Here is a 17,866-nt window from a genome sequence, read left to right on the forward strand (position 1 = left end):
CCTTTAGATTCGTTTTTTTAAAACGGCGTTTTTTTCCTGATCGCTCGCTTTTTCTATCGCTTCAAAACTCCCAAAATAATCCAATAATTTTTTCACGCTGGCTTCTCCTATACCCTTTTCTTTTAAAAGAGCGATTTGTTTCATGTTTTTAAGTTTAGTGGATCTATGGAAGTTTATCGCATACCGGTGGCTTTCATCGCGCAATTTTTGCACCCACTGCAAGCGTTTGTCGCTAGGGAGCAATTTAAAAGTATCGCTAGGCGTATGGATAATGTCTTTAGCGCCCCCTTTAGAGCGATAAGCCTTAGAATCCCTTTTTTCTTTAGAAATAGCGATCACTTCTACAAAACTCCCGCTGCTTTTTAAAATTTCTAAAGCGATGTTTAATTGCGCCCTCCCTCCATCTATTACCCACAAATTAGGCGGTGGCTCTTTGGCAAAGTCTAAAGCTCTTCTGGTGAGCAATTCGCTCATTTGAGTGTATTCGTTAGAGCCTTTTAAATGGTAGCGCCGGTAAGAGTTTTTTTGGAATGCATTGTTTTCATACACGACCATTCCCCCCACGCATTGGCTGTTTGAATGGTGGCTTGTGTCAAAGATTTCCACCCTATAAGGCACGCACTCTAAATTGAAAAGCGATCGCGCTTCTTCTAAAATCAGATCTTCATTAGAGGTTTTTTCTTGGCTAAAAATCTCTTGAGCGTTTTTCATAGCGATTTCTATTAAAGCGAGCTTATCGCCCTTTTTAGGAATGCTAAGAGCGATTTTTTTAGAGTATTGATGAGAGATAAACTCTTGCAATTCTTTAAGCGCTTCATTAGAACAAGCGTTTAATAGAATTTGTTCAGGCATCAAAGGCAAATGCGATTGGTAATGGTTGATAATGGCTTGTTTCATCGCCTCATCAGTGTCAAACCCATTAAGGGAGTGGATTTTTTCAAACGCTGAAGAAATGATTTTACCCCCACGCATAAACATTTTCACTAACACCGCCTTATTGCTCGCGCCATAAAAAGCAAAAATGTCCAAATCATAGAGTTTGGCTAAATCCATGCAAGTGAAAGGGGCGATTTTTTGGATTTTTGCAATCCTGTCCCTGTAAATTAGGGCTTCTTCAAAACGCAAGTTATTGGAAAGGCGCTCCATTTTCAATTCAAGCTCTTTGATGAGCCTGTCTTTATTTTCAATCATTTCTAAACATTCTTTAGCGATTTTTAAATACTCTTCTTTGGTGATTTTATTCTCGCATGGGGCTTTGCAACGCTCTATTTGATAAAACATGCATGCCTTTTTATCCTTGATGCAATTTTTCTTTTGAACTAAAGGGAGCAACTCATACAAGCTGTCCAAAATATCCTTAGCCCCGCTCGTAAAAGGGCCAAAATATTTAACGCCAGGCTGTTTTAAAATTTTTCGTGTGATTAAAGGGATAGGGAAATCAGTGGAAAAATCCATGTAAATATAAGGGTAAGTTTTATCATCTCTTAAAAGAATATTGTATTTAGGCTTGAGCTGCTTGATTAAAGAATTTTCCAAAATCAAAGCGTCTTGCTCGTTTTCCACTAAAATCGTTTCTAAAAAAGCGATTTGTTTGACCATCATTTGGATTCGTAAGCTTGCGCGATGGTTGGGCGTGATTTCATTATTGCAGATAGAAAAATAGCTTTTGATGCGCTTTTTTAAATTTTTCGCTTTACCGATATAGAGCAATTGGCGGTTTTTATCAAAATATTGATACACGCCACTGCTATTAGGAAGGTTTTTCAAACTGGACAATAAATCAGCCATTCATTCCTCAAAAAAACTTCGTTGGTAGTGGATCAAAGTGCGCGCTTTTTCAAAACATTCATGCAAACGAGCGTCTTTAATGGGGTTATGGAACAACCCTAAAGCGCTAGGGCGATAAAAACGGGCTTGTTTTTTAATGGGGGCATAAAAATTGGCTTTTTCTAAGGAATCTTTAGGCACATAACCTAAAATTTCTAACCCATTCAATCCGTCAAACCCATAAGCATGCCCTTGCGTGTTTAAAAAACGGCTGATTTCTTTAGCGAATCGCTGGTTAAATTCCTTAGAAGCCCAAAGATCTTTAAACGCAAAAAGCAATTTAGAGTCTTTTATGAAGATAAAAAGCAAATTTTCTTGTAAACTTAAAGGCATAAAAACCTTAAGCTTTTTGAGTTTCAAAAGAGTTTCAAGCTTTTTATAAGACTTTTTTTGAATGAGTAAGGAGAAAATATTTTGTTCCATAAACTGATCTTAACATGCTTTTTAACGCTTGTAGCGATAACGATTCAAGCTTGCGGCTATAAAGCCCCCCCATTCAATGAAAAACCCGCTAAAAAAACTTCAAAAAGCTCTAATTCTTCTATGCAAACGCCCACTAACAACACCACGCCAGAATTTTTAAACGAGCCTTAAAATCATTGCTCTTATTTAAGGGCTTTGATTTCTAGGGTTTTTGTGGCTAACTTTTGCGCCTCTTCCTCATCATGCGTTACCATAATGAAAGTAGCGCAAGAATTTTGGTGTATTTCTTTGATGAGATCCTGTAAATTCTTACGATTAAAACTATCTAAAGCGCTAAAAGGCTCGTCTAATAAAATGAGTTCTGGCCTGTGGATAATCCCCCTAATAATGCCCACTCTTTGGGCTTGCCCCCCGCTCAATTCATTGGGGAATTTATCCATAAGGCTCTCATCTAACCCCATTTTTAACGCTAAGGCTTTGGCTTCTTTTTGAGCGGCTTCTTTGTTTATGCCTTGCAGATTAAGGCAAAAGGTCATGTTTTGTAGAGCGTTTAAATGAGAAAATAAGGAATTGCCTTGAGCGATATAGCCTATTTTTTGGCGTAAAAAAGCGTTGTTTGAAAGGGTCTCATTAAAGATTTTAACGCTCCCCAAACTGGGTTTTAAAAGCCCTAAAATCAAGCCTAAAAGCGTGCTTTTACCGCTCCCGCTCTCCCCTAAAACGCATAAAAAATCCCCTTTTTCAATGCTTAAATTAAAATCCTTAAAAACAGTGCGATTGTGGTAGCTAAAAGACACATTCTCTATTGTAACGATTTCTTTCATGCTTTATAACCCTAAGCTTTCTAAAAAATCTTTAGCTACGATTTGGGGGCTTTTTTTCAACACTTCCACCTGATAGTTTAAATCCTGCATTATCTCATCGTTAATTTTTGAATCCAATTTTTCTAAGATTTCTAAGGCTTTAGGATACTTTTTTACTATTTCTTTTCTTATAACGATACCGGCCTGATAGTTGGGGAAAAACCCTTTATCGTCCTTAAGCACCTTTAAATCCAACTCTTTGATTTGAGCGTCTGTGGTGAAGACATCTAAAGCGTTGATTTTATAGGATTCAAAACTTTTATAGCGCAAATTAATATCCATTTCATGCAAACTTCTAAAATGAAAGCGGTAAGCTTTCACTAAGCCCTTAAAAGCGTCCTCTCTTTCAAAAAAGTCAAACTCCGCACCAAAATCAAAATTTTGGCTATGAAGGGCTAAATCGCTGAAAGTTTCAATCGCGTATTTTTGAGCGTCTTCTTTAGAAATCGCTAAAGAATAGGTGTTATTAAAGCCCAAAAGCCCCACCCACAAAAGATTAAATTCCTTCTCATAACGCTTTTTAATCGTTTCAAAATCCACTTTTTGAGTCAAAGGGTTTTTGAGCGTGTTCACCCAAGCGGTGCCGGTATATTCCACATACAAATCAAAATCGCCCCTAATTAATGCCGGATGGATATTCATCGTCCCCCCACCAATGCCAAACGCTCGCTTGATAGGAATGTGGTGTTTTTCTAACAAAAGGCTTAAAATCTCGCCCAAAATATACTGCTCGCTGCTAGGTTTTGTAGCCACGACTAAGGGCTTTTCTTCTGTAGCGTTTCTAGGAATGAGCCATAAAGCGCTCGCTAGCAATAAAAAAAGAAACACCGCTAAATTGGTATAAACTCTTCTTTTTTGTTTTTTGGTGGCGTTTTGAGAAAATAGGCGTTGCAAGGCGTTTTCATGCTGAAAGACGCTCACAAATTGATCCGCTAAAACACTAAAAAGAGCAATGATCAAACTACCCGCCACTAAAAGCGTGGTGTTTTGCGTGTTTAGCCCTCTAAAGATCGCCTGCCCTAAGCCCCCAGCCCCAATGAGCGCCCCAATCCCAGCCATCGCCACTAACATCACCACCGCAATCCTTAAGCCCACTAAAATTTGGGGGATAGCGAGCAAGAAGTGCACCCTAAAAAACAACTCTTTGGGGTTACACCCTAGCCCAATAGCGGCCTTAATCATCTCTTCTCGCACATCTTTTAAAGCGTTATAAGTGCTATGGACAATGGGCAATAAGCCGTATAAGACCAACACTAAAAGCGCGTTTTTTAACCCCACCCCAATCACAGGAATGAATAACGCGAATAACGCAAGCGATGGGATGGTGTAGAGGAAATTCACTATAGGGAGCAAGAGTGTTCTAGCCTTTGAGTTATAAAACACCAAAACCCCAATCAAAACCCCAAACACCAGCACGAGAAAACCAGAAAGTGCAACGATGATAAAATGCTGCGCGATCAAGTCTATAAAATAAATGAAGCGATCATGAAATTCTTTTATCAAATATTTTACCACGCTTATTTTTAATACTATGGCAACTAAATGCTGCGTAGCCACATCTATAGAATGGAGCAACCATTCATACAATTCTTTGATCAATTGTTTAAAAACGCCCATGATTAGCATTATAACCAAACTTATTTGAATAAAGGGGTTTTAAAACGCTAAAGGCATTCTTTAATGTTGGTTGCAGGTTAAAACTGAAAGGTGCGTTTGCCTAAATTGGTGCTAACTTCTATCCATAGCGGCTGGTTTTCGCATAAAATTTCATAGGCTACGCTTTGATTCCTCACTAAAGAAACGCTTTTAGGCGTGGGGTAGAGCGAACATGAACGCCCCTGATTGATGTCAATCTTTAAAATAACCACGCTCTCCACTACAGCGCTCACCTTTAAATAATACGACTCCCTAGCCCCTTGCCATTCTAAATAGGGCGTTTCTTGGGGGACAATCTCTAAAGCCACTAAAGGGCTTTGAGCCAGTTTCAAGCGCGTTTTTTGCTCCTGCTCTTTTAATTCTTGTTCTCTGTTGATCCCTTTATCAATCAAATCAAAAAGGTTTGAAGAAGCGTCCTTCTCTCTAGCAACAAGACTCGCTAACAACAAAAAGATTAACAGATAATTTTTATTCATGCGATTCATTCTTGCTGTTTGTGGGGATTGAATTCTTCATCTAAAATAGAGTGGATCTTACTCAAATCGTTCGCATCGGTTGAAAAAAAGATTTCCACACGGTTGTTTTTCATTCTGTTTTCTAGGGAGTCATTAGGCGCGATAGGGTTGGTAGAGCCATAAGAAGAAAAAGACAATTGGTTAGGATTTACGCCGTATTGCATAAGGACTTTCATCACCCTATAAGCACGATTGGCGGCTAATTCATAATGGCTTTTAAAACGGGTTTTAGTTAAAGGCGTATCATCCGTAAAACCTCTCACATTGATATGCACCCTTTTAGGGAGTTTTTGAATGATTTTAGCGATCCGTTCAATATAAAGCATCATGTCTTGATTGATAGCATCTGATGCAGCGTTTTCAAACAGCAAACTAGAGGGGAGCTTTAAGATAGAGCCTTGATCAATTTGCTCTAAAACACTGCCTTCGCCTTTGCGAGCGATAGTGGCTTTTGTTTCGGTATTTTGCGAAGCCGGTTTGGAGCTTTCGCTCGCCATTTGCTCTTCTTCTTTCCCTGAATCAGGGGGGATCACTACAACCGGCTGCATCGCCTCTGGCTTGGGAGCGTAATTAAAAATCTTAATAAATTCGGTTTTTAAGGCTTCCACTTTGGATTTATTGACCGCTGAAATGGCATAAAGAGCGATAAAAAGCGCGAGCAACAACGACAAAAAGTCCGCATAAGGAACCGCCCATTTTTCACCAGCGGGGCATTCGGTGGGTTTGTTTTTCTTAGCCATCTTTAACCTTCAAATTGAGATTTTTTAGGCTCACCGGGAGCGATGTAGTTTAAGAGTTTGTTTTCTAAATCCCTTGGGTTTTCCCCATTAGCGATGCCTAAAATCCCCTCTAAAAGAACGGTTTTTTCTTTGATAATGTCTTTAGATTTAGCTTTGAGCTTATGCCCAAAAGGGCCAAAAATCGCATAAGCGCACATAATCCCTGTAACAGTAGCCGTAAAAGCCCCAGCGATCCCTGCTGCCATTTCAGCCGGGTTGTCTAGTTTTTGCAAGGCTAGCATAAGCCCCATAACCGCCCCCACTAACCCCATAGTAGGAGCGGTCTCACCGGCCGTCTCCCAATAATGAGCGGCGCCGTGGTAATACTCTTCCATTTCTTCAATGCTGATTTCTAAGCTTTCCTTAACGGATTTTAAATCCTTGCCATCTATGATCATAGACAAGCCATTGCGGGTGAAATCGTCTTCAATTTGCGCCACTCGCCCCTCCAAACTCAACACCCCATCTTTTCGGGCTAAAGTGGCTAATTCCACTAAATTTTTAATGGTTTCGTTTAAATTGATTTTAGGGTTTAAAAAAACAATTTTTATCTCTTTGTAAGCGGCTTTCACGTAACGAGCATGCGTGCCTGTCATAGCGGCAAAAAGCGAAGTGGGCACGATGATGATGACTGAACTCAAATGGATAATGTGCAACGGGTTGCCATCTTCTAAAATATCGCCTAGCGAAATAGAAGCGACCGCCAATACCAAGCCTAGTATGGTTGATAAATCCAAAACTTACCCCTTAATCTAAATTTCATAATCTTGTAAATGCGTGATTTTATGCGTGCCACAAACCCTACATTCAGGGTTTTTGGGTGCTTGAATTTTTTTAAAATCCATCGTTTTAATATCGGCTATAAGTAAAGTATTTATAAGTAAAGTTTCAAACCCTAAAAAATATTTAAGGCATTCGCTCGCTTGGATACACCCTAAAACCCCAGGCAAGACCCCAAAAAGCCCTGAAATAAGATTTAATCCCTTTTTAGGGGGCTTATCAAAAACGCACGCTAAGCATGCGCTATTAGGTAAAACGCTCATGCTTTGCCCCCTGTATTTTAAAACCCCGGCATGCGAATAGGGTTTTTGGGCCAACACGCAAGCGTCATTGATCAAAAATTTAGCGTTGAAATTGTCTGTAGCGTCTATGATGAAATCGTAAGGCTCTATGAGAGAAAGAGCGTTATGAGCCTTAAAGCGTTCTTCAAAAGCCTCTATTTCAATACCGGCATTGAGTTGTTTTAAGCGCACTTTCGCGCTAGAGGCTTTAGGTTGGTTTAAAAAATCCTGTGAATGGATGATTTGGCGTTGCAAATTACTCATATCCACCACATCAAAATCCACAATGCCTATTTTTCCTATCCCAGCGGCGCACAAATACATCAAAACCGCTGATCCAAGCCCCCCAGCCCCAATGACTAAAACGCTGGATTTTAAAAGCTTCAATTGGCCTTCTTCGCCCACATCTTCTAGCATGATATGGCGCAAATAACGCTCTTTTTCTAGCCGGCTTAACAATTAAGCCATCCTTGAAACCCAGATTTTAGAATGCTCTCTTTCAGCAAAAAAACTCGTTTTATCCCCATGCCCTGGATAAATCTCTATGTCTTTAGAAAAATCTAAATTTTGAAACCTTAACAGGGACTCTTTCATGTCTTTTTCATTAGAATAAGGGAAATCATAACGGCCAATGCTGCGATAGAAAATAAAATCCCCGCTAAAAATCACCCCTTCTATTTCTATGATGGAACAACCGGGCGTGTGCCCGGGAAAATGCCAGTATTTAATGGTAGTGTTTGTTACCTCTAAAGTGGTGCAACCCTTATTGCAAGGCACGCTAAAATTGGGGCTAAAAACCGGCATGCCTAAATGGAAAATATCATTTTCTAGCATGAACACATCGTCTTTGGGGGCGTAAATGGGGGTGTTTTTAAGGAGTTTTGACAATTGAGCGCTATCCCATACATGATCATAATGCCCATGCGTGATTAAAATCGCCTTAGGGTTTTTAGTGTTTTCTAACACCCATTCGCTGCTAGAAAATCCGGGATCAATAATAAAATCTATCCCACTAGAAAGCTTCACAATATAAGCGTTTTCTTCAACCGCCCCGCATTCTCGCCTTAAAATTTCCAAACTCTAAACTCCCTTCAAACTTAGCTTAAAAAGTCATTATTATTGAATATTATAGCGCAAAAATAAGGCGATTTTGACTAGAATAGCTCTTCTATTATTGTTGGTTGAGATGGGTTTAATGAAAGGAAAATCATGCGTTCGTTTGGGAATTACATGCAAGAGTGGCTTTATGGCGAAAAGGGGTATTACAAAAAGGCGTTAATCGGTCAAAAAGGGGATTTTTACACTTCGGTGTCTTTGAGTAAGTTTTTTGGGGGCGCTGTTGCGTTTTACATCATCAAGCTTTTAGAAGAAGAAAAATTATTTTTACCTTTAAAAATTGTAGAAATTGGCGCTCATCATGGGCATTTTTTGAGCGATATAGCGAATTTTTTAAACGCTTTGAGCGTGGGCGTGATGGAAAAATGCGAGTTTGTCAGCTGTGAGCCTTTAAAGGAATTGCAAAAACTCCAACGAACTATTTTTAAACAAGCCACGCAATTGGATTTGAGTAGTTGCAATTTAGAAGAGCTTGATTTTAAAGAAAAAAGCACGTTTGTTATCTCTAATGAATTGTTTGACGCATTCGCTTGCGAGATCATTAAAGATAACAAAATGCTTTTTATTACCCATGATCATAAGGGCGTTTGGGGCGCTATTAATAAACCCACTAAAGAACTTCTTAAAAATTTGGATTTAAAACAAGGGTGCGCGCCGTTATTTTTAGAGGCTTTCATTAAGGATTTGTTGGAGAAATTGGATGAGGCTCCTTCTTGGGTGTTTTTGAGCTTTGATTATGGCGATGAAATAGAGAGGAAAGACATGCATTTAAGGGCTTTTAAAAACCACCAAGCGCTAGATTTTAAGGATATTTTAAACCATCTGGCTTCTTTGTATCAAAAGAGCGATTTGACCTATGATGTCAATTTTTCTCTGGTGCGCTTTTTGTTTGAAAAACACCACGCGCAATTTTCATTCTTTAAATCGCAGGCTAACGCTTTATTGGATATGGGGCTTATGGGATTGTTAGAAACATTTTCAAAGAGCGTGGGTTATGAAAGGTATTTAAAAGAAGCGGCTAAAATCAAGCCCCTAATTAGCCCTGGGGGTTTGGGGGAGCGTTTCAAGGCGTTAGAGTTTGTGAAAAAAAATAAAATATAAAGCATTTTGACAATCTAATAATAATTAATAATATAATAAAGAGTTTGTGTATTTTTAAAGGGGGAAAGGTAAGAGCGTCAGGACATTTTAATGAAAAAGTTGATTAAAATGCTAAAGTAAAGAAGGAAGGAATATAATACGCCTTTCGCTCTTACCTTAAGCGGCATTATACCAAAAAAAAAAAAAAGATGTTATTTGAGCTTTATTTTTAACATTCTGTTTTTCTTTTTTATAAAATGAAACACTTTTTAAGTTTATTTATTTATTTAATATTGGTGTTTAAAAGAAAGAATTGCTATAATTTTGAAACAATTTAAGCCTATTGATGGGATAAAGGGGGTTTTTTGAAAATTTTTCTTTCTTGCAAGTCTTTGTTGATTCAAAGGAGTTTGGAATTTTATTTGAGCGATTGCCTCTCTCCTATGGAAGTTTGCGACTTTGTTTTAAGCGATGATGAAACGCTAGAAACCAATAAGTCTCTATGCTTTATAGAAGAGCGCTTAAGAAAGCCTTTCACCAAACAGAGCGTGAAAGAAGATGTAAACAATTTTTATCGCGCTTTAAAGACGAGCGAAAAACCTTGCGAAGAAATCCAATTTTCTAAAGAGCAAAAGATTCAACAATTACTAGAAGAATACACCCAAAAATTATGCCAAATCATCAGCCAGTAAAAAAATTTAAGATTATTGGGGGGGCTTGTAAGGGATTAGGCTTGAATTTGCCTAACGTTTCTAGCACGCGCCCCACGAAAGCGATCGTAAGAGAGTCGTTTTTTAACACTTTGCAAGCAGAAATTAATGGAGCGCACTTTATAGAAGTGTTTTCAGGTAGCGCTTCTATGGGTTTAGAGGCTTTGAGCAGGGGGGCAACAAGCGCGGTGTTTTTTGAGCAAAATAAAAGCGCTTATGCCACGCTTTTAGAAAATATTTCTCTTTTTAAAAACCGCTTGAAAAAGGAAATTGAAATTCAAACCTTTTTAGATGACGCTTTCAAGCTTTTGCCCACGCTGTGTTTAAAAAATGGCGTTTTGAATATCCTTTATTTGGATCCTCCTTTTGAAACAAGCGGGTTTTTAGGGATTTATGAAAAATGTTTTCACGCTTTAGAAAGGTTATTAAACCGCTCTCATTCAAAAAATCTTTTAGTGGTTTTTGAGCATGAAAGCCTGCATGAAATGCCTAAAAGTCTTACAACTTTAGCTATAATCAAACAGAAAAAATTTGGAAAAACCACTTTAACTTATTTTCAGTAGGAATAGGCATGGCAGAAGAACAAGAAAATACCGCGCAACAACCCCAAAAAAAAAGCAAAGCCCTTTTATTTGTCATTATTGGAAGCGTGTTAGTGATGCTTTTATTGGTGGGGGTGATTATCATGCTACTTATGGGGAATAAGGAAGAATCTAAAGAAAACGCTTCTAAAAACACCCAAGAAGTTCAAGCTAATCCTATGGCGAACAAAAATCAAGAGGCCAAAGAAGGCTCTAATATCCAGCAATATTTGGTGCTTGGGCCTTTGTATGCGATTGATGCGCCTTTTGCGGTGAATCTGGTCTCTCAAAATGGCAGACGCTACCTTAAGGCTTCTATTTCGTTAGAATTGAGTAATGAAAAGCTTTTAAATGAAGTCAAGGTTAAGGACACAGCGATTAAAGACACGATTATAGAGATTCTGTCGTCTAAAAGCGTGGAAGAAGTGGTTACCAATAAGGGTAAAAACAAGCTTAAAGATGAAATTAAGAGCCATTTGAATTCGTTTTTGATTGATGGCTTTATTAAAAATGTCTTTTTCACTGATTTCATTATTCAATAATTTTAAATGATTGGCATAGATATTGTCTCTATTGCTAGGGTAGAAAAGTGCGTGAAACGCTTTGAAATGAGGTTTTTAGAGCGTTTTTTATCGCCAAGTGAGATTGTTTTATGCAAGGACAAATCTAGCAGTATCGCCGGGTTTTTCGCGCTTAAAGAGGCTTGCTCTAAAGCCCTTCAAGTGGGCATTGGTAAGGAATTGAGCTTTTTGGATATACGCATTTCTAAAAGCCCTAAAAACGCCCCCTTAATCACCCTTTCTAAAGAAAAAATGGATTATTTCAACATCCAAAGCTTGAGCGCGAGCATTAGCCATGACGCTGGTTTTGCGATAGCGGTCGTGATGGTTTCTTCGTCAAATTGATAAATAACGCATTCTAAAACTAACATTCTGTTTTTAAAAAGCGCTTAGCGGCCATTTAAAAAAACGCAAAAAACCTTTTTCAAATCGTTTTGATAACAAATTCTAAATAAATAAAATCAAATTTCAAAATTTAAGTTAATTATAATAATTATTTTTATAATATGCATCAGTTTGAATTAAATGAGAAAGGTTATCATAATGAATGGTTATTTGAGGGTAAAAACCCCGTATTTTTTAGCGTTATACACTTTGACTTTTTGGACTTTTAGTTCTTTTATGAGTGCGAAAGATAAGCACCATTTTTTAAAAAAAGTTACAACCACTGAGCAAAAATTCAGTTCCAGCGCCCCGCTTTCATATCAAAGCGAAGAAGTGCGTAATTCCACAAGCTCTCGCACGGTGATTTCCAACAAAGAACTCAAAAAAACGGGTAATTTGAATATTGAAAACGCTTTGCAAAATGTGCCAGGGATTCAAATCAGAGACGCTACAGGCACGGGCGTGCTGCCTAAAATTTCGGTGCGCGGTTTTGGTGGGGGTGGTAACGGGCATAGCAATACGGGCATGATTTTAGTCAATGGTATCCCCATTTATGGCGCGCCGTATTCTAATATTGAACTGGCGATTTTCCCTGTTACTTTCCAGTCAGTGGATAGGATTGATGTGATTAAGGGGGGCACGAGCGTGCAATATGGCCCTAACACTTTTGGAGGCGTGGTGAATATCATCACTAAAGAAATCCCTAAAGAGTGGGAAAATCAAGCGGCTGAAAGGATCACTTTTTGGGGGCGATCCTCTAATGGGAATTTTGTAGATCCTAAAGAAAAAGGCAAGCCTTTAGCCCAAACTTTAGGCAATCAGATGCTGTTTAACACTTACGGGCGAACGGCTGGAATGTTGGGTAAGCATATAGGAATTAGCGCCCAAGGCAATTGGATTAATGGGCAAGGTTTCAGGCAAAACAGCCCCACAAAGGTGCAAAACTACTTGCTTGATGCGATCTATAAGATTAATGCGACCAACACTTTTAAAGCTTATTACCAATATTATCAATACAATTCTTACCATCCAGGCACTTTGAGCGCTCAAGATTACGCCTATAACCGCTTCATCAACGAGCGCCCTGACAATCAAGATGGAGGGCGGGCCAAGCGCTTTGGGATCGTGTATCAAAATTATTTTGGCGACCCGGATAGGAAAGTGGGGGGAGATTTTAAATTCACTTATTTCACGCATGACATGAGTAGGGATTTTGGGTTTTCCAACCAATACCAAAGCGTGTATATGAGCGGTCAAAACAAGATTTTACCTTTTAAAGGCAAGGGAGAAATTAGTGCAAAAAACCCTAATTGCGGTTTGTATTCTTATAGCGACACGAATAGCCCTTGTTGGCAATTTTTTGACAATATCCGCCGCTTCGTGGTGAATGCCTTTGAGCCAAAACTCAATCTCATCATCAATACCGGTAAAGTCAAACAAACTTTTAACATGGGAATGCGGTTTTTAACCGAAGATTTATACCGCCGATCCACTACCAGGAAAAACCCTAGCATGCCTAATAATGGCAGTGGGTTTGATGCAGGAACTTCACTCAATAATTTCAACAATTATACCGCTGTGTATGCCAGCGATGAAATCAATTTCAATAACGGCATGCTAACGATCACGCCGGGCTTGAGATACACTTTTTTAAATTATGAAAAAAAAGACGCTTCCCCTTTTAAAGCAGGCCAAACAGGAAAAACCATTAAAGATCGTTACAACCAATGGAATCCGGCGCTGAATATCGGCTATAAACCCATTAAAGATTGGTTGTTTTATTTCAACTATCAAAGAAGCTACATTCCGCCCCAATTCAGCAATATCGGTAGTTTTGTAGGCACAAGCACGGATTATTTTCAAATCTTTAATGTCATGGAGGGCGGCTCAAGATATTATTTTAACAATCAAGTGAGTTTTAACGCGAATTATTTTGTGATTTTTGCGAATCATTATTTTACCGGGCGCTATGGGGATAATAAAGAGCCGGTCAATGCGAGATCGCAAGGCGTGGAGTTGGAACTCTACTACACGCCTATTAGGGGGCTTAATTTCCATGCGGCTTACACTTTTATAGACGCTAATATCACCAGCCACACAATGGTTACTAACCCTGCTAATCCTAAAGGGCCTAAAAAAGATATTTTTGGTAAAAAACTCCCTTTTGTCAGCCCGCACCAGTTTATTTTAGACGCGAGCTACACTTACGCTAAAACCACGATCGGGTTGAGCTCTTTCTTTTATAGTACGGCTTATAGCGATGTGTTAAACACTGTGCCTTTCACTCAATACGCGCCCACGATCAAAAACGGCGCTATCACTACCAAAACAGCGGGAATGACGCCATGGTATTGGGTGTGGAATTTGCAAATTTCTAGTGCTTTGTGGGAACGCAAAAATCAAAGCGTTAATGCGAGCTTGCAAATCAATAACATTTTTAACATGAAATATTGGTTTAGCGGGATAGGCACTAGCCCTAACGGTAAAGAAGCCGCGCCTCCTAGAAGCATCACAGCGTATGTGAGCTATCATTTTTAAGGTTTAATCTTTAGGGCTGTAGTTGCTTGAGCAGTTGGGTATAAAAAACAACCCTTTGTTTTAAATGCTCCCTTAGAGCGCGGTAATTAGGGCAAAAGATTTGAACGCAACGCCAGAAATTTTTGGAATGGTTTTTGTGGATCGTGTGGGCGAGTTCATGGATGATGACATAATCAATCGCTTCTTTTTGAGCGCAAACCAGTAAAAGAGCAAAACTCAAGCGGTTATGATAAGAGCAACTCCCTAAAACTTTGGCGTTGTTTCTAATGCTGAAATGGGTGTATGAAGTTTGCATTTTTTGAGCGATCAAAGGGAGTTGTTGCTCCAAATAAGTTTTTAAGATTTTTTTAAGCTCTGTTAGAGTGTAATCGTTGGCGTTTTTCACCTCATCAAACACAAGGATTTTGTTTTGATAGGTTTCTAGGCGCGAGTGTAAAAGGGAGTGTTTTTCTTGCATGGCTGAAAGGGTTTTTTTTAGCCAAGCTTCTTGTTCTTTTAAAAAAGCGCTCGCTCTAGCTTGAGAGCAAGAATTGGGCATTTTTAGAATCACTTCTAAAGAGGGCGTGATATTCAAGCTCAGGGTTTTGATTTTTTTACTTTTTTGAATGGTAATAGGAATATCATCTAACATGGTGCGTATTTTACTAAAATTTGCGCTAGAATGTAAGTCTGTTTGATATTGATTTTATTTGTATTAAGAATTAAGGCTAACATGCGTGTTTTTATTATTCATTTAAGCCCCAAAACCTGTCACAATTTTTCTTTAAAAGAAACCCATATAACCCCCATTTTAGAGAGCCTTAAACTTCAAGGGATCTCTTATGAAATCTTTGATGCGATCTATTCTAAAATCTCTCCCACGCAATTACACCCCTTGGTCTTAGAGCATTTGCACCCTTCTTTTATAATTGAAGATTTATTGGCTTTTTGTAAAGATAAAAAACACCCCCCTTGCACGTTAACAAATTTCTTTTATGCGCTCAAGCATTGCGGGAAGAGGATGGGGTTTGGGGAGCTTGGGTGCTATGCGAGCCATTATTCGTTGTGGCAAAAATGCATAGAGCTTAATGAAGCGATCTGTATTTTAGAAGATGATATTATTGTAAAAGAGCGTTTTAAAGAGAGCCTAGAGTTTTGTCATAAACACATCAACGAATTAGGCTATATCCGCTTGATGCATTTAGAAGAAAATGTGGCTAAACAAAAAACTCTTATTAAAGGGGTTTCTCAAATCTTAAATTTTAAAGATGGCATTGGCACTCAAGGGTATGTTTTAGCCCCCAAAGCCGCGCAAAAATTATTGAAATACAGCGCAAAAGAATGGGTGATGCCCATAGATTGCGTGATGGATAGGCATTATTGGCATGGGGTCAAAAACTATGTGTTAGAAGAATTTGCGATTACTTGCGATAGAATGAATTCCCAAAACTCCAACACAGAAAAACAAAGGCCTAAAAAATTACCTTTAAGCATCAGGATTGGCCGTTTTTTGCATAAAAGCGCGGTTAAAATCTTGGATAAAGTTTTTAGGTATAGCCCAAAATTAATCATTAGAAAAAACTAATCATTAGAATTTGCAAACATTAGAATAAGTCTTTGAGCATTTCTTGCATGATAGGGGAAGTTTCATTCAATTGATTTAAAGGCTTAGCGGTTTGCTAAATGCGGTTTGCTAAATAAAGCAATAAAGTAATAATCGTTATTAAACATGCTATATTTCTTTTTTCTATAAAACTCAATATCATTGAATAAAACTAGGGAGTTAGAATGATCTTAAGAAGAGTTACTGAAGCTTTAGAAGCGTATAAAAATGGCGAAATGCTTATTGTTATGGACGATGAAGACAGAGAAAATGAGGGGGATTTGGTTTTAGCCGGGATTTTTTCTACCCCTGAGAAAATCAATTTCATGGCCACGCATGCTAGGGGGTTGATTTGCGTGTCTTTGACCAAAGATTTAGCGAAAAAATTTGAATTACCCCCTATGGTTAGCGTGAATGATTCTAACCATGAGACCGCTTTCACGGTTTCTATTGACGCTAAAGAAGCCAAAACCGGGATTTCTGCTTTTGAAAGGCATTTAACGATTGAATTATTATGTAAAGACACCACCAAACCGAGCGATTTTGTGCGACCGGGGCATATTTTCCCTTTAATCGCAAAAGACGGGGGCGTGTTAGCGCGCACGGGCCATACTGAAGCGAGCGTGGATTTATGCAAATTAGCTGGATTAAAACCCGTGAGCGTGATTTGTGAAATCATGAAAGAAGATGGATCTATGGCGAGGAGAGGGGATAAATTTTTGAGCGACTTTGCCCTTAAACATAACCTTAAAACCCTCTATGTCTCTGATTTGATTAGCTATCGTTTGGAAAATGAAAGTTTGCTGAAAATGTTTTGTCAAGAAGAAAGAGAATTTTTAAAACACCAAACGCAATGCTACACTTTTTTAGACCACCAGCAAAAAAACCATTACGCTTTTAAGTTTAAAGGCGCAAAAACCCATGATTTAGCCCCTTTAGTGCGTTTCCACCCTATCAAAGAGGATTTTGATTTCTTGACGACTGATGCGTTTGAAGTGTTTTTTAAAGCGTTAGAATATTTAAAGCGCGAAGGAGGTTATTTGATCTTTATGAACACGCATTCTAAAGAAAACAATATCGTTAAAGATTTTGGGATCGGAGCGTTGGTGTTAAAAAATTTAGGGATAAAGGATTTCAGGCTTTTAAGCTCTTCTGAAGACAGGCAGTATAAGGCTTTGAGCGGGTTTGGGCTTAAGCTTGTAGAAACGATTAGCCTTTGAGGCCTGTTAAGTTTTATTGAATGTGTTGTAATGTTTTTAAAGTATAATAAACTCTTTTTAAGTCAAGCAATAAAGTTTGCAACCTGATGAGAGTAATAATAGAGTTTATGCTGATTTCATTAAAAACATTCCTAAAAATATTATTGAAAATAGTCCTAAAAACCTTCCAAAAGATTTGGATGGTTTGCGTTATTATTTGGGGGTTAGGCTGTAGTTTTTTAAACGCTAACAGCATTCAATTAGAAGAAACGCTCAGACGAAGCCCTAAAAATCTTATTTGGCAACACTTTAAAAAGAAGTTTAAAAAGAGCAACACGATCCCTTATGCCCCAAATAGCCGTTGGAAATATTTAGGCACAAGTATAGGGATTTTGGGCGTGTCGTTGGTGATAGGGATTGTAGGGTTGTATCTCATGCCAGAGAGCGTAACGAATTGGGATAAAGAAAAGTTTGGGATCAAAAGTTGGTTTGAAAATGTCCGCATGGGGCCAAAACTAGACAATGATAGTTTTATTTTTAATGAAATTTTGCACCCTTATTTTGGGGCTATGTATTATATGCAACCGCGCATGGCTGGGTTTAGCTGGATGGCCTCAGCGTTTTTTTCTTTTATCACTTCCACGCTTTTTTGGGAATATGGCTTGGAAGCGTTTGTGGAAGTGCCTAGCTGGCAGGATCTAGTGATCACGCCTTTATTAGGATCTATTTTAGGGGAAGGGTTTTATCAGCTCACACGCTATATCCAACGCAATGAAGGCAAGCTTTTTGGCTCTTTATTTTTAGGGCGTTTAGTTATCGCTCTTATGGATCCTATCGGTTTTATCATTAGAGATTTAGGGCTTGGGGAAGCTTTAGGGATTTATAATAAACATGAAATCCGTTCTAATTTAAGCCCCAATGGTTTGAATTTGACTTACAAATTTTAAAGGAGACCCCACATCAAGCGATTTTAAAAACATTTTCATCGGTGC

Annotated in this window: 20 protein-coding genes; 10 read left to right on the forward strand and 10 right to left on the reverse strand. The window is 38.5% G+C overall.

The window, feature by feature from the left end; all coding sequences use genetic code 11:
- Positions 1-3 precede the first annotated feature (3 nt).
- Both uvrC and HPOKI112_RS02815 read right to left on the reverse strand, forming a co-directional pair.
- Complete coding sequence (uvrC, locus tag HPOKI112_RS02810; RefSeq protein WP_025309720.1) at positions 4-1,788, reverse strand: excinuclease ABC subunit UvrC; 1,785 nt, start codon at positions 1,786-1,788, stop codon at positions 4-6.
- Entirely contained in the window at positions 1,789-2,250 is a 462-nt protein-coding gene (locus tag HPOKI112_RS02815) for a hypothetical protein (RefSeq protein ID WP_025275828.1), read from the reverse strand. It abuts the gene before it with no gap.
- Here HPOKI112_RS02815 and HPOKI112_RS02820 point away from each other — a divergent pair.
- Complete coding sequence (locus HPOKI112_RS02820; RefSeq protein WP_000468792.1) at positions 2,242-2,421, forward strand: hypothetical protein; 180 nt, start codon at positions 2,242-2,244, stop codon at positions 2,419-2,421. The two genes, HPOKI112_RS02815 and HPOKI112_RS02820, sit on opposite strands and share 9 nt — an antisense overlap.
- Positions 2,422-2,432: 11 nt before the next feature.
- Here the strand turns inward: HPOKI112_RS02820 and egtV are convergent, their stop codons facing one another.
- The 7 genes from egtV to HPOKI112_RS02855 all read right to left on the reverse strand — a co-directional run bounded on the left by egtV (position 2,433) and on the right by HPOKI112_RS02855 (position 8,201).
- Entirely contained in the window at positions 2,433-3,074 is a 642-nt protein-coding gene (gene egtV, locus HPOKI112_RS02825; protein WP_025276802.1) for an ergothioneine transport ATP-binding protein EgtV, read from the reverse strand.
- Between the two features lie 3 nt (positions 3,075-3,077).
- Positions 3,078-4,739, reverse strand: a complete 1,662-nt coding sequence (egtU, locus tag HPOKI112_RS02830) for an ergothioneine transport permease/ergothioneine binding protein EgtU (RefSeq protein ID WP_025309721.1) — start codon at positions 4,737-4,739, stop codon at positions 3,078-3,080.
- A gap of 68 nt (positions 4,740-4,807) precedes the next feature.
- Entirely contained in the window at positions 4,808-5,254 is a 447-nt protein-coding gene (locus HPOKI112_RS02835) for a hypothetical protein (RefSeq protein WP_001081241.1), read from the reverse strand.
- The gene (gene motB, locus HPOKI112_RS02840; RefSeq protein WP_025275831.1) at positions 5,251-6,024 is read right to left on the reverse strand and encodes a flagellar motor protein MotB; all 774 of its coding nucleotides are present in this window, start codon (positions 6,022-6,024) and stop codon (positions 5,251-5,253) included. The genes HPOKI112_RS02835 and motB overlap by 4 nt, the downstream gene beginning before the upstream one ends.
- Before the next feature lie 2 nt (positions 6,025-6,026).
- Positions 6,027-6,800: a flagellar motor stator protein MotA gene (motA, locus tag HPOKI112_RS02845; RefSeq protein WP_000366184.1), complete on the reverse strand. Its 774-nt coding sequence runs from the start codon at positions 6,798-6,800 to the stop codon at positions 6,027-6,029.
- A gap of 15 nt (positions 6,801-6,815) precedes the next feature.
- Positions 6,816-7,583, reverse strand: a complete 768-nt coding sequence (locus HPOKI112_RS02850) for a HesA/MoeB/ThiF family protein (RefSeq protein ID WP_025309722.1) — start codon at positions 7,581-7,583, stop codon at positions 6,816-6,818.
- Positions 7,584-8,201: an MBL fold metallo-hydrolase gene (locus HPOKI112_RS02855; RefSeq protein WP_025309723.1), complete on the reverse strand. Its 618-nt coding sequence runs from the start codon at positions 8,199-8,201 to the stop codon at positions 7,584-7,586. It abuts the gene before it with no gap.
- 132 nt (positions 8,202-8,333) lie between these two features.
- Between HPOKI112_RS02855 and HPOKI112_RS02860 the strand changes: the two genes are divergently transcribed.
- The 6 genes from HPOKI112_RS02860 to HPOKI112_RS02885 all read left to right on the forward strand — a co-directional run bounded on the left by HPOKI112_RS02860 (position 8,334) and on the right by HPOKI112_RS02885 (position 14,093).
- Positions 8,334-9,341, forward strand: a complete 1,008-nt coding sequence (locus tag HPOKI112_RS02860; protein ID WP_025309724.1) for a class I SAM-dependent methyltransferase — start codon at positions 8,334-8,336, stop codon at positions 9,339-9,341.
- A 344-nt stretch (positions 9,342-9,685) separates the two neighbouring features.
- Complete coding sequence (locus HPOKI112_RS02865) at positions 9,686-10,012, forward strand: hypothetical protein (protein WP_025309725.1); 327 nt, start codon at positions 9,686-9,688, stop codon at positions 10,010-10,012.
- Positions 9,991-10,593, forward strand: coding sequence for a 16S rRNA (guanine(966)-N(2))-methyltransferase RsmD (gene rsmD / locus HPOKI112_RS02870; protein WP_025309726.1), 603 nt, complete (start codon positions 9,991-9,993; stop codon positions 10,591-10,593). The genes HPOKI112_RS02865 and rsmD overlap by 22 nt, the downstream gene beginning before the upstream one ends.
- An 8-nt stretch (positions 10,594-10,601) precedes the next feature.
- Positions 10,602-11,153, forward strand: a complete 552-nt coding sequence (gene fliL, locus HPOKI112_RS02875; protein WP_000797032.1) for a flagellar basal body-associated protein FliL — start codon at positions 10,602-10,604, stop codon at positions 11,151-11,153.
- Between the two features lie 6 nt (positions 11,154-11,159).
- Positions 11,160-11,516, forward strand: a complete 357-nt coding sequence (gene acpS / locus HPOKI112_RS02880) for a holo-ACP synthase (protein WP_025275837.1) — start codon at positions 11,160-11,162, stop codon at positions 11,514-11,516.
- Positions 11,517-11,714: 198 nt separating this feature from the next.
- On the forward strand, positions 11,715-14,093 hold the full coding sequence (locus HPOKI112_RS02885; RefSeq protein WP_025276808.1) for a TonB-dependent receptor family protein: 2,379 nt from the start codon (positions 11,715-11,717) through the stop codon (positions 14,091-14,093).
- 10 nt (positions 14,094-14,103) lie between these two features.
- On the opposite strand, the gene HPOKI112_RS02890 is transcribed toward HPOKI112_RS02885, so the two are convergent.
- Positions 14,104-14,724: a M48 family metallopeptidase gene (locus HPOKI112_RS02890; RefSeq protein ID WP_025275839.1), complete on the reverse strand. Its 621-nt coding sequence runs from the start codon at positions 14,722-14,724 to the stop codon at positions 14,104-14,106.
- An 81-nt stretch (positions 14,725-14,805) separates the two neighbouring features.
- Between HPOKI112_RS02890 and HPOKI112_RS02895 the strand changes: the two genes are divergently transcribed.
- From HPOKI112_RS02895 to HPOKI112_RS02905, 3 genes are all read left to right on the forward strand, one after another.
- Positions 14,806-15,657, forward strand: coding sequence for a glycosyltransferase family 25 protein (locus HPOKI112_RS02895; protein ID WP_025309727.1), 852 nt, complete (start codon positions 14,806-14,808; stop codon positions 15,655-15,657).
- A 203-nt stretch (positions 15,658-15,860) separates the two neighbouring features.
- Complete coding sequence (locus HPOKI112_RS02900) at positions 15,861-16,895, forward strand: bifunctional 3,4-dihydroxy-2-butanone 4-phosphate synthase/GTP cyclohydrolase II (RefSeq protein ID WP_003015215.1); 1,035 nt, start codon at positions 15,861-15,863, stop codon at positions 16,893-16,895.
- Between the two features lie 179 nt (positions 16,896-17,074).
- The gene (locus HPOKI112_RS02905; RefSeq protein ID WP_235170056.1) at positions 17,075-17,821 is read left to right on the forward strand and encodes a DUF3943 domain-containing protein; all 747 of its coding nucleotides are present in this window, start codon (positions 17,075-17,077) and stop codon (positions 17,819-17,821) included.
- The last annotated feature ends 45 nt before the right edge of the window (positions 17,822-17,866 follow it).

Origin of the sequence: Helicobacter pylori oki112, from assembly GCF_000600085.1 — a bacterium.
Lineage (GTDB): Bacteria > Campylobacterota > Campylobacteria > Campylobacterales > Helicobacteraceae > Helicobacter > Helicobacter pylori_CY.

Bases quoted from the DNA above. Each gene is read 5' to 3' on its own strand.
- rsmD (WP_025309726.1), top strand. From the start codon at position 9,991: ATGCCAAATCATCAGCCAGTAAAAAAATTTAAGATTATTGGGGGGGCT.
- HPOKI112_RS02905 (WP_235170056.1), top strand. From the start codon at position 17,075: ATGGTTTGCGTTATTATTTGGGGGTTAGGCTGTAGTTTTTTAAACGCT.
- fliL (WP_000797032.1), top strand. From the start codon at position 10,602: ATGGCAGAAGAACAAGAAAATACCGCGCAACAACCCCAAAAAAAAAGC.
- HPOKI112_RS02890 (WP_025275839.1), bottom strand. From the start codon at position 14,724: ATGTTAGATGATATTCCTATTACCATTCAAAAAAGTAAAAAAATCAAA.
- HPOKI112_RS02885 (WP_025276808.1), top strand. From the start codon at position 11,715: ATGAATGGTTATTTGAGGGTAAAAACCCCGTATTTTTTAGCGTTATAC.
- uvrC (WP_025309720.1), bottom strand. From the start codon at position 1,788: ATGGCTGATTTATTGTCCAGTTTGAAAAACCTTCCTAATAGCAGTGGC.
- egtU (WP_025309721.1), bottom strand. From the start codon at position 4,739: ATGCTAATCATGGGCGTTTTTAAACAATTGATCAAAGAATTGTATGAA.
- acpS (WP_025275837.1), top strand. From the start codon at position 11,160: ATGATTGGCATAGATATTGTCTCTATTGCTAGGGTAGAAAAGTGCGTG.
- HPOKI112_RS02860 (WP_025309724.1), top strand. From the start codon at position 8,334: ATGCGTTCGTTTGGGAATTACATGCAAGAGTGGCTTTATGGCGAAAAG.
- HPOKI112_RS02900 (WP_003015215.1), top strand. From the start codon at position 15,861: ATGATCTTAAGAAGAGTTACTGAAGCTTTAGAAGCGTATAAAAATGGC.
- motB (WP_025275831.1), bottom strand. From the start codon at position 6,024: ATGGCTAAGAAAAACAAACCCACCGAATGCCCCGCTGGTGAAAAATGG.
- HPOKI112_RS02815 (WP_025275828.1), bottom strand. From the start codon at position 2,250: ATGGAACAAAATATTTTCTCCTTACTCATTCAAAAAAAGTCTTATAAA.
- HPOKI112_RS02895 (WP_025309727.1), top strand. From the start codon at position 14,806: ATGCGTGTTTTTATTATTCATTTAAGCCCCAAAACCTGTCACAATTTT.
- HPOKI112_RS02835 (WP_001081241.1), bottom strand. From the start codon at position 5,254: ATGAATCGCATGAATAAAAATTATCTGTTAATCTTTTTGTTGTTAGCG.
- egtV (WP_025276802.1), bottom strand. From the start codon at position 3,074: ATGAAAGAAATCGTTACAATAGAGAATGTGTCTTTTAGCTACCACAAT.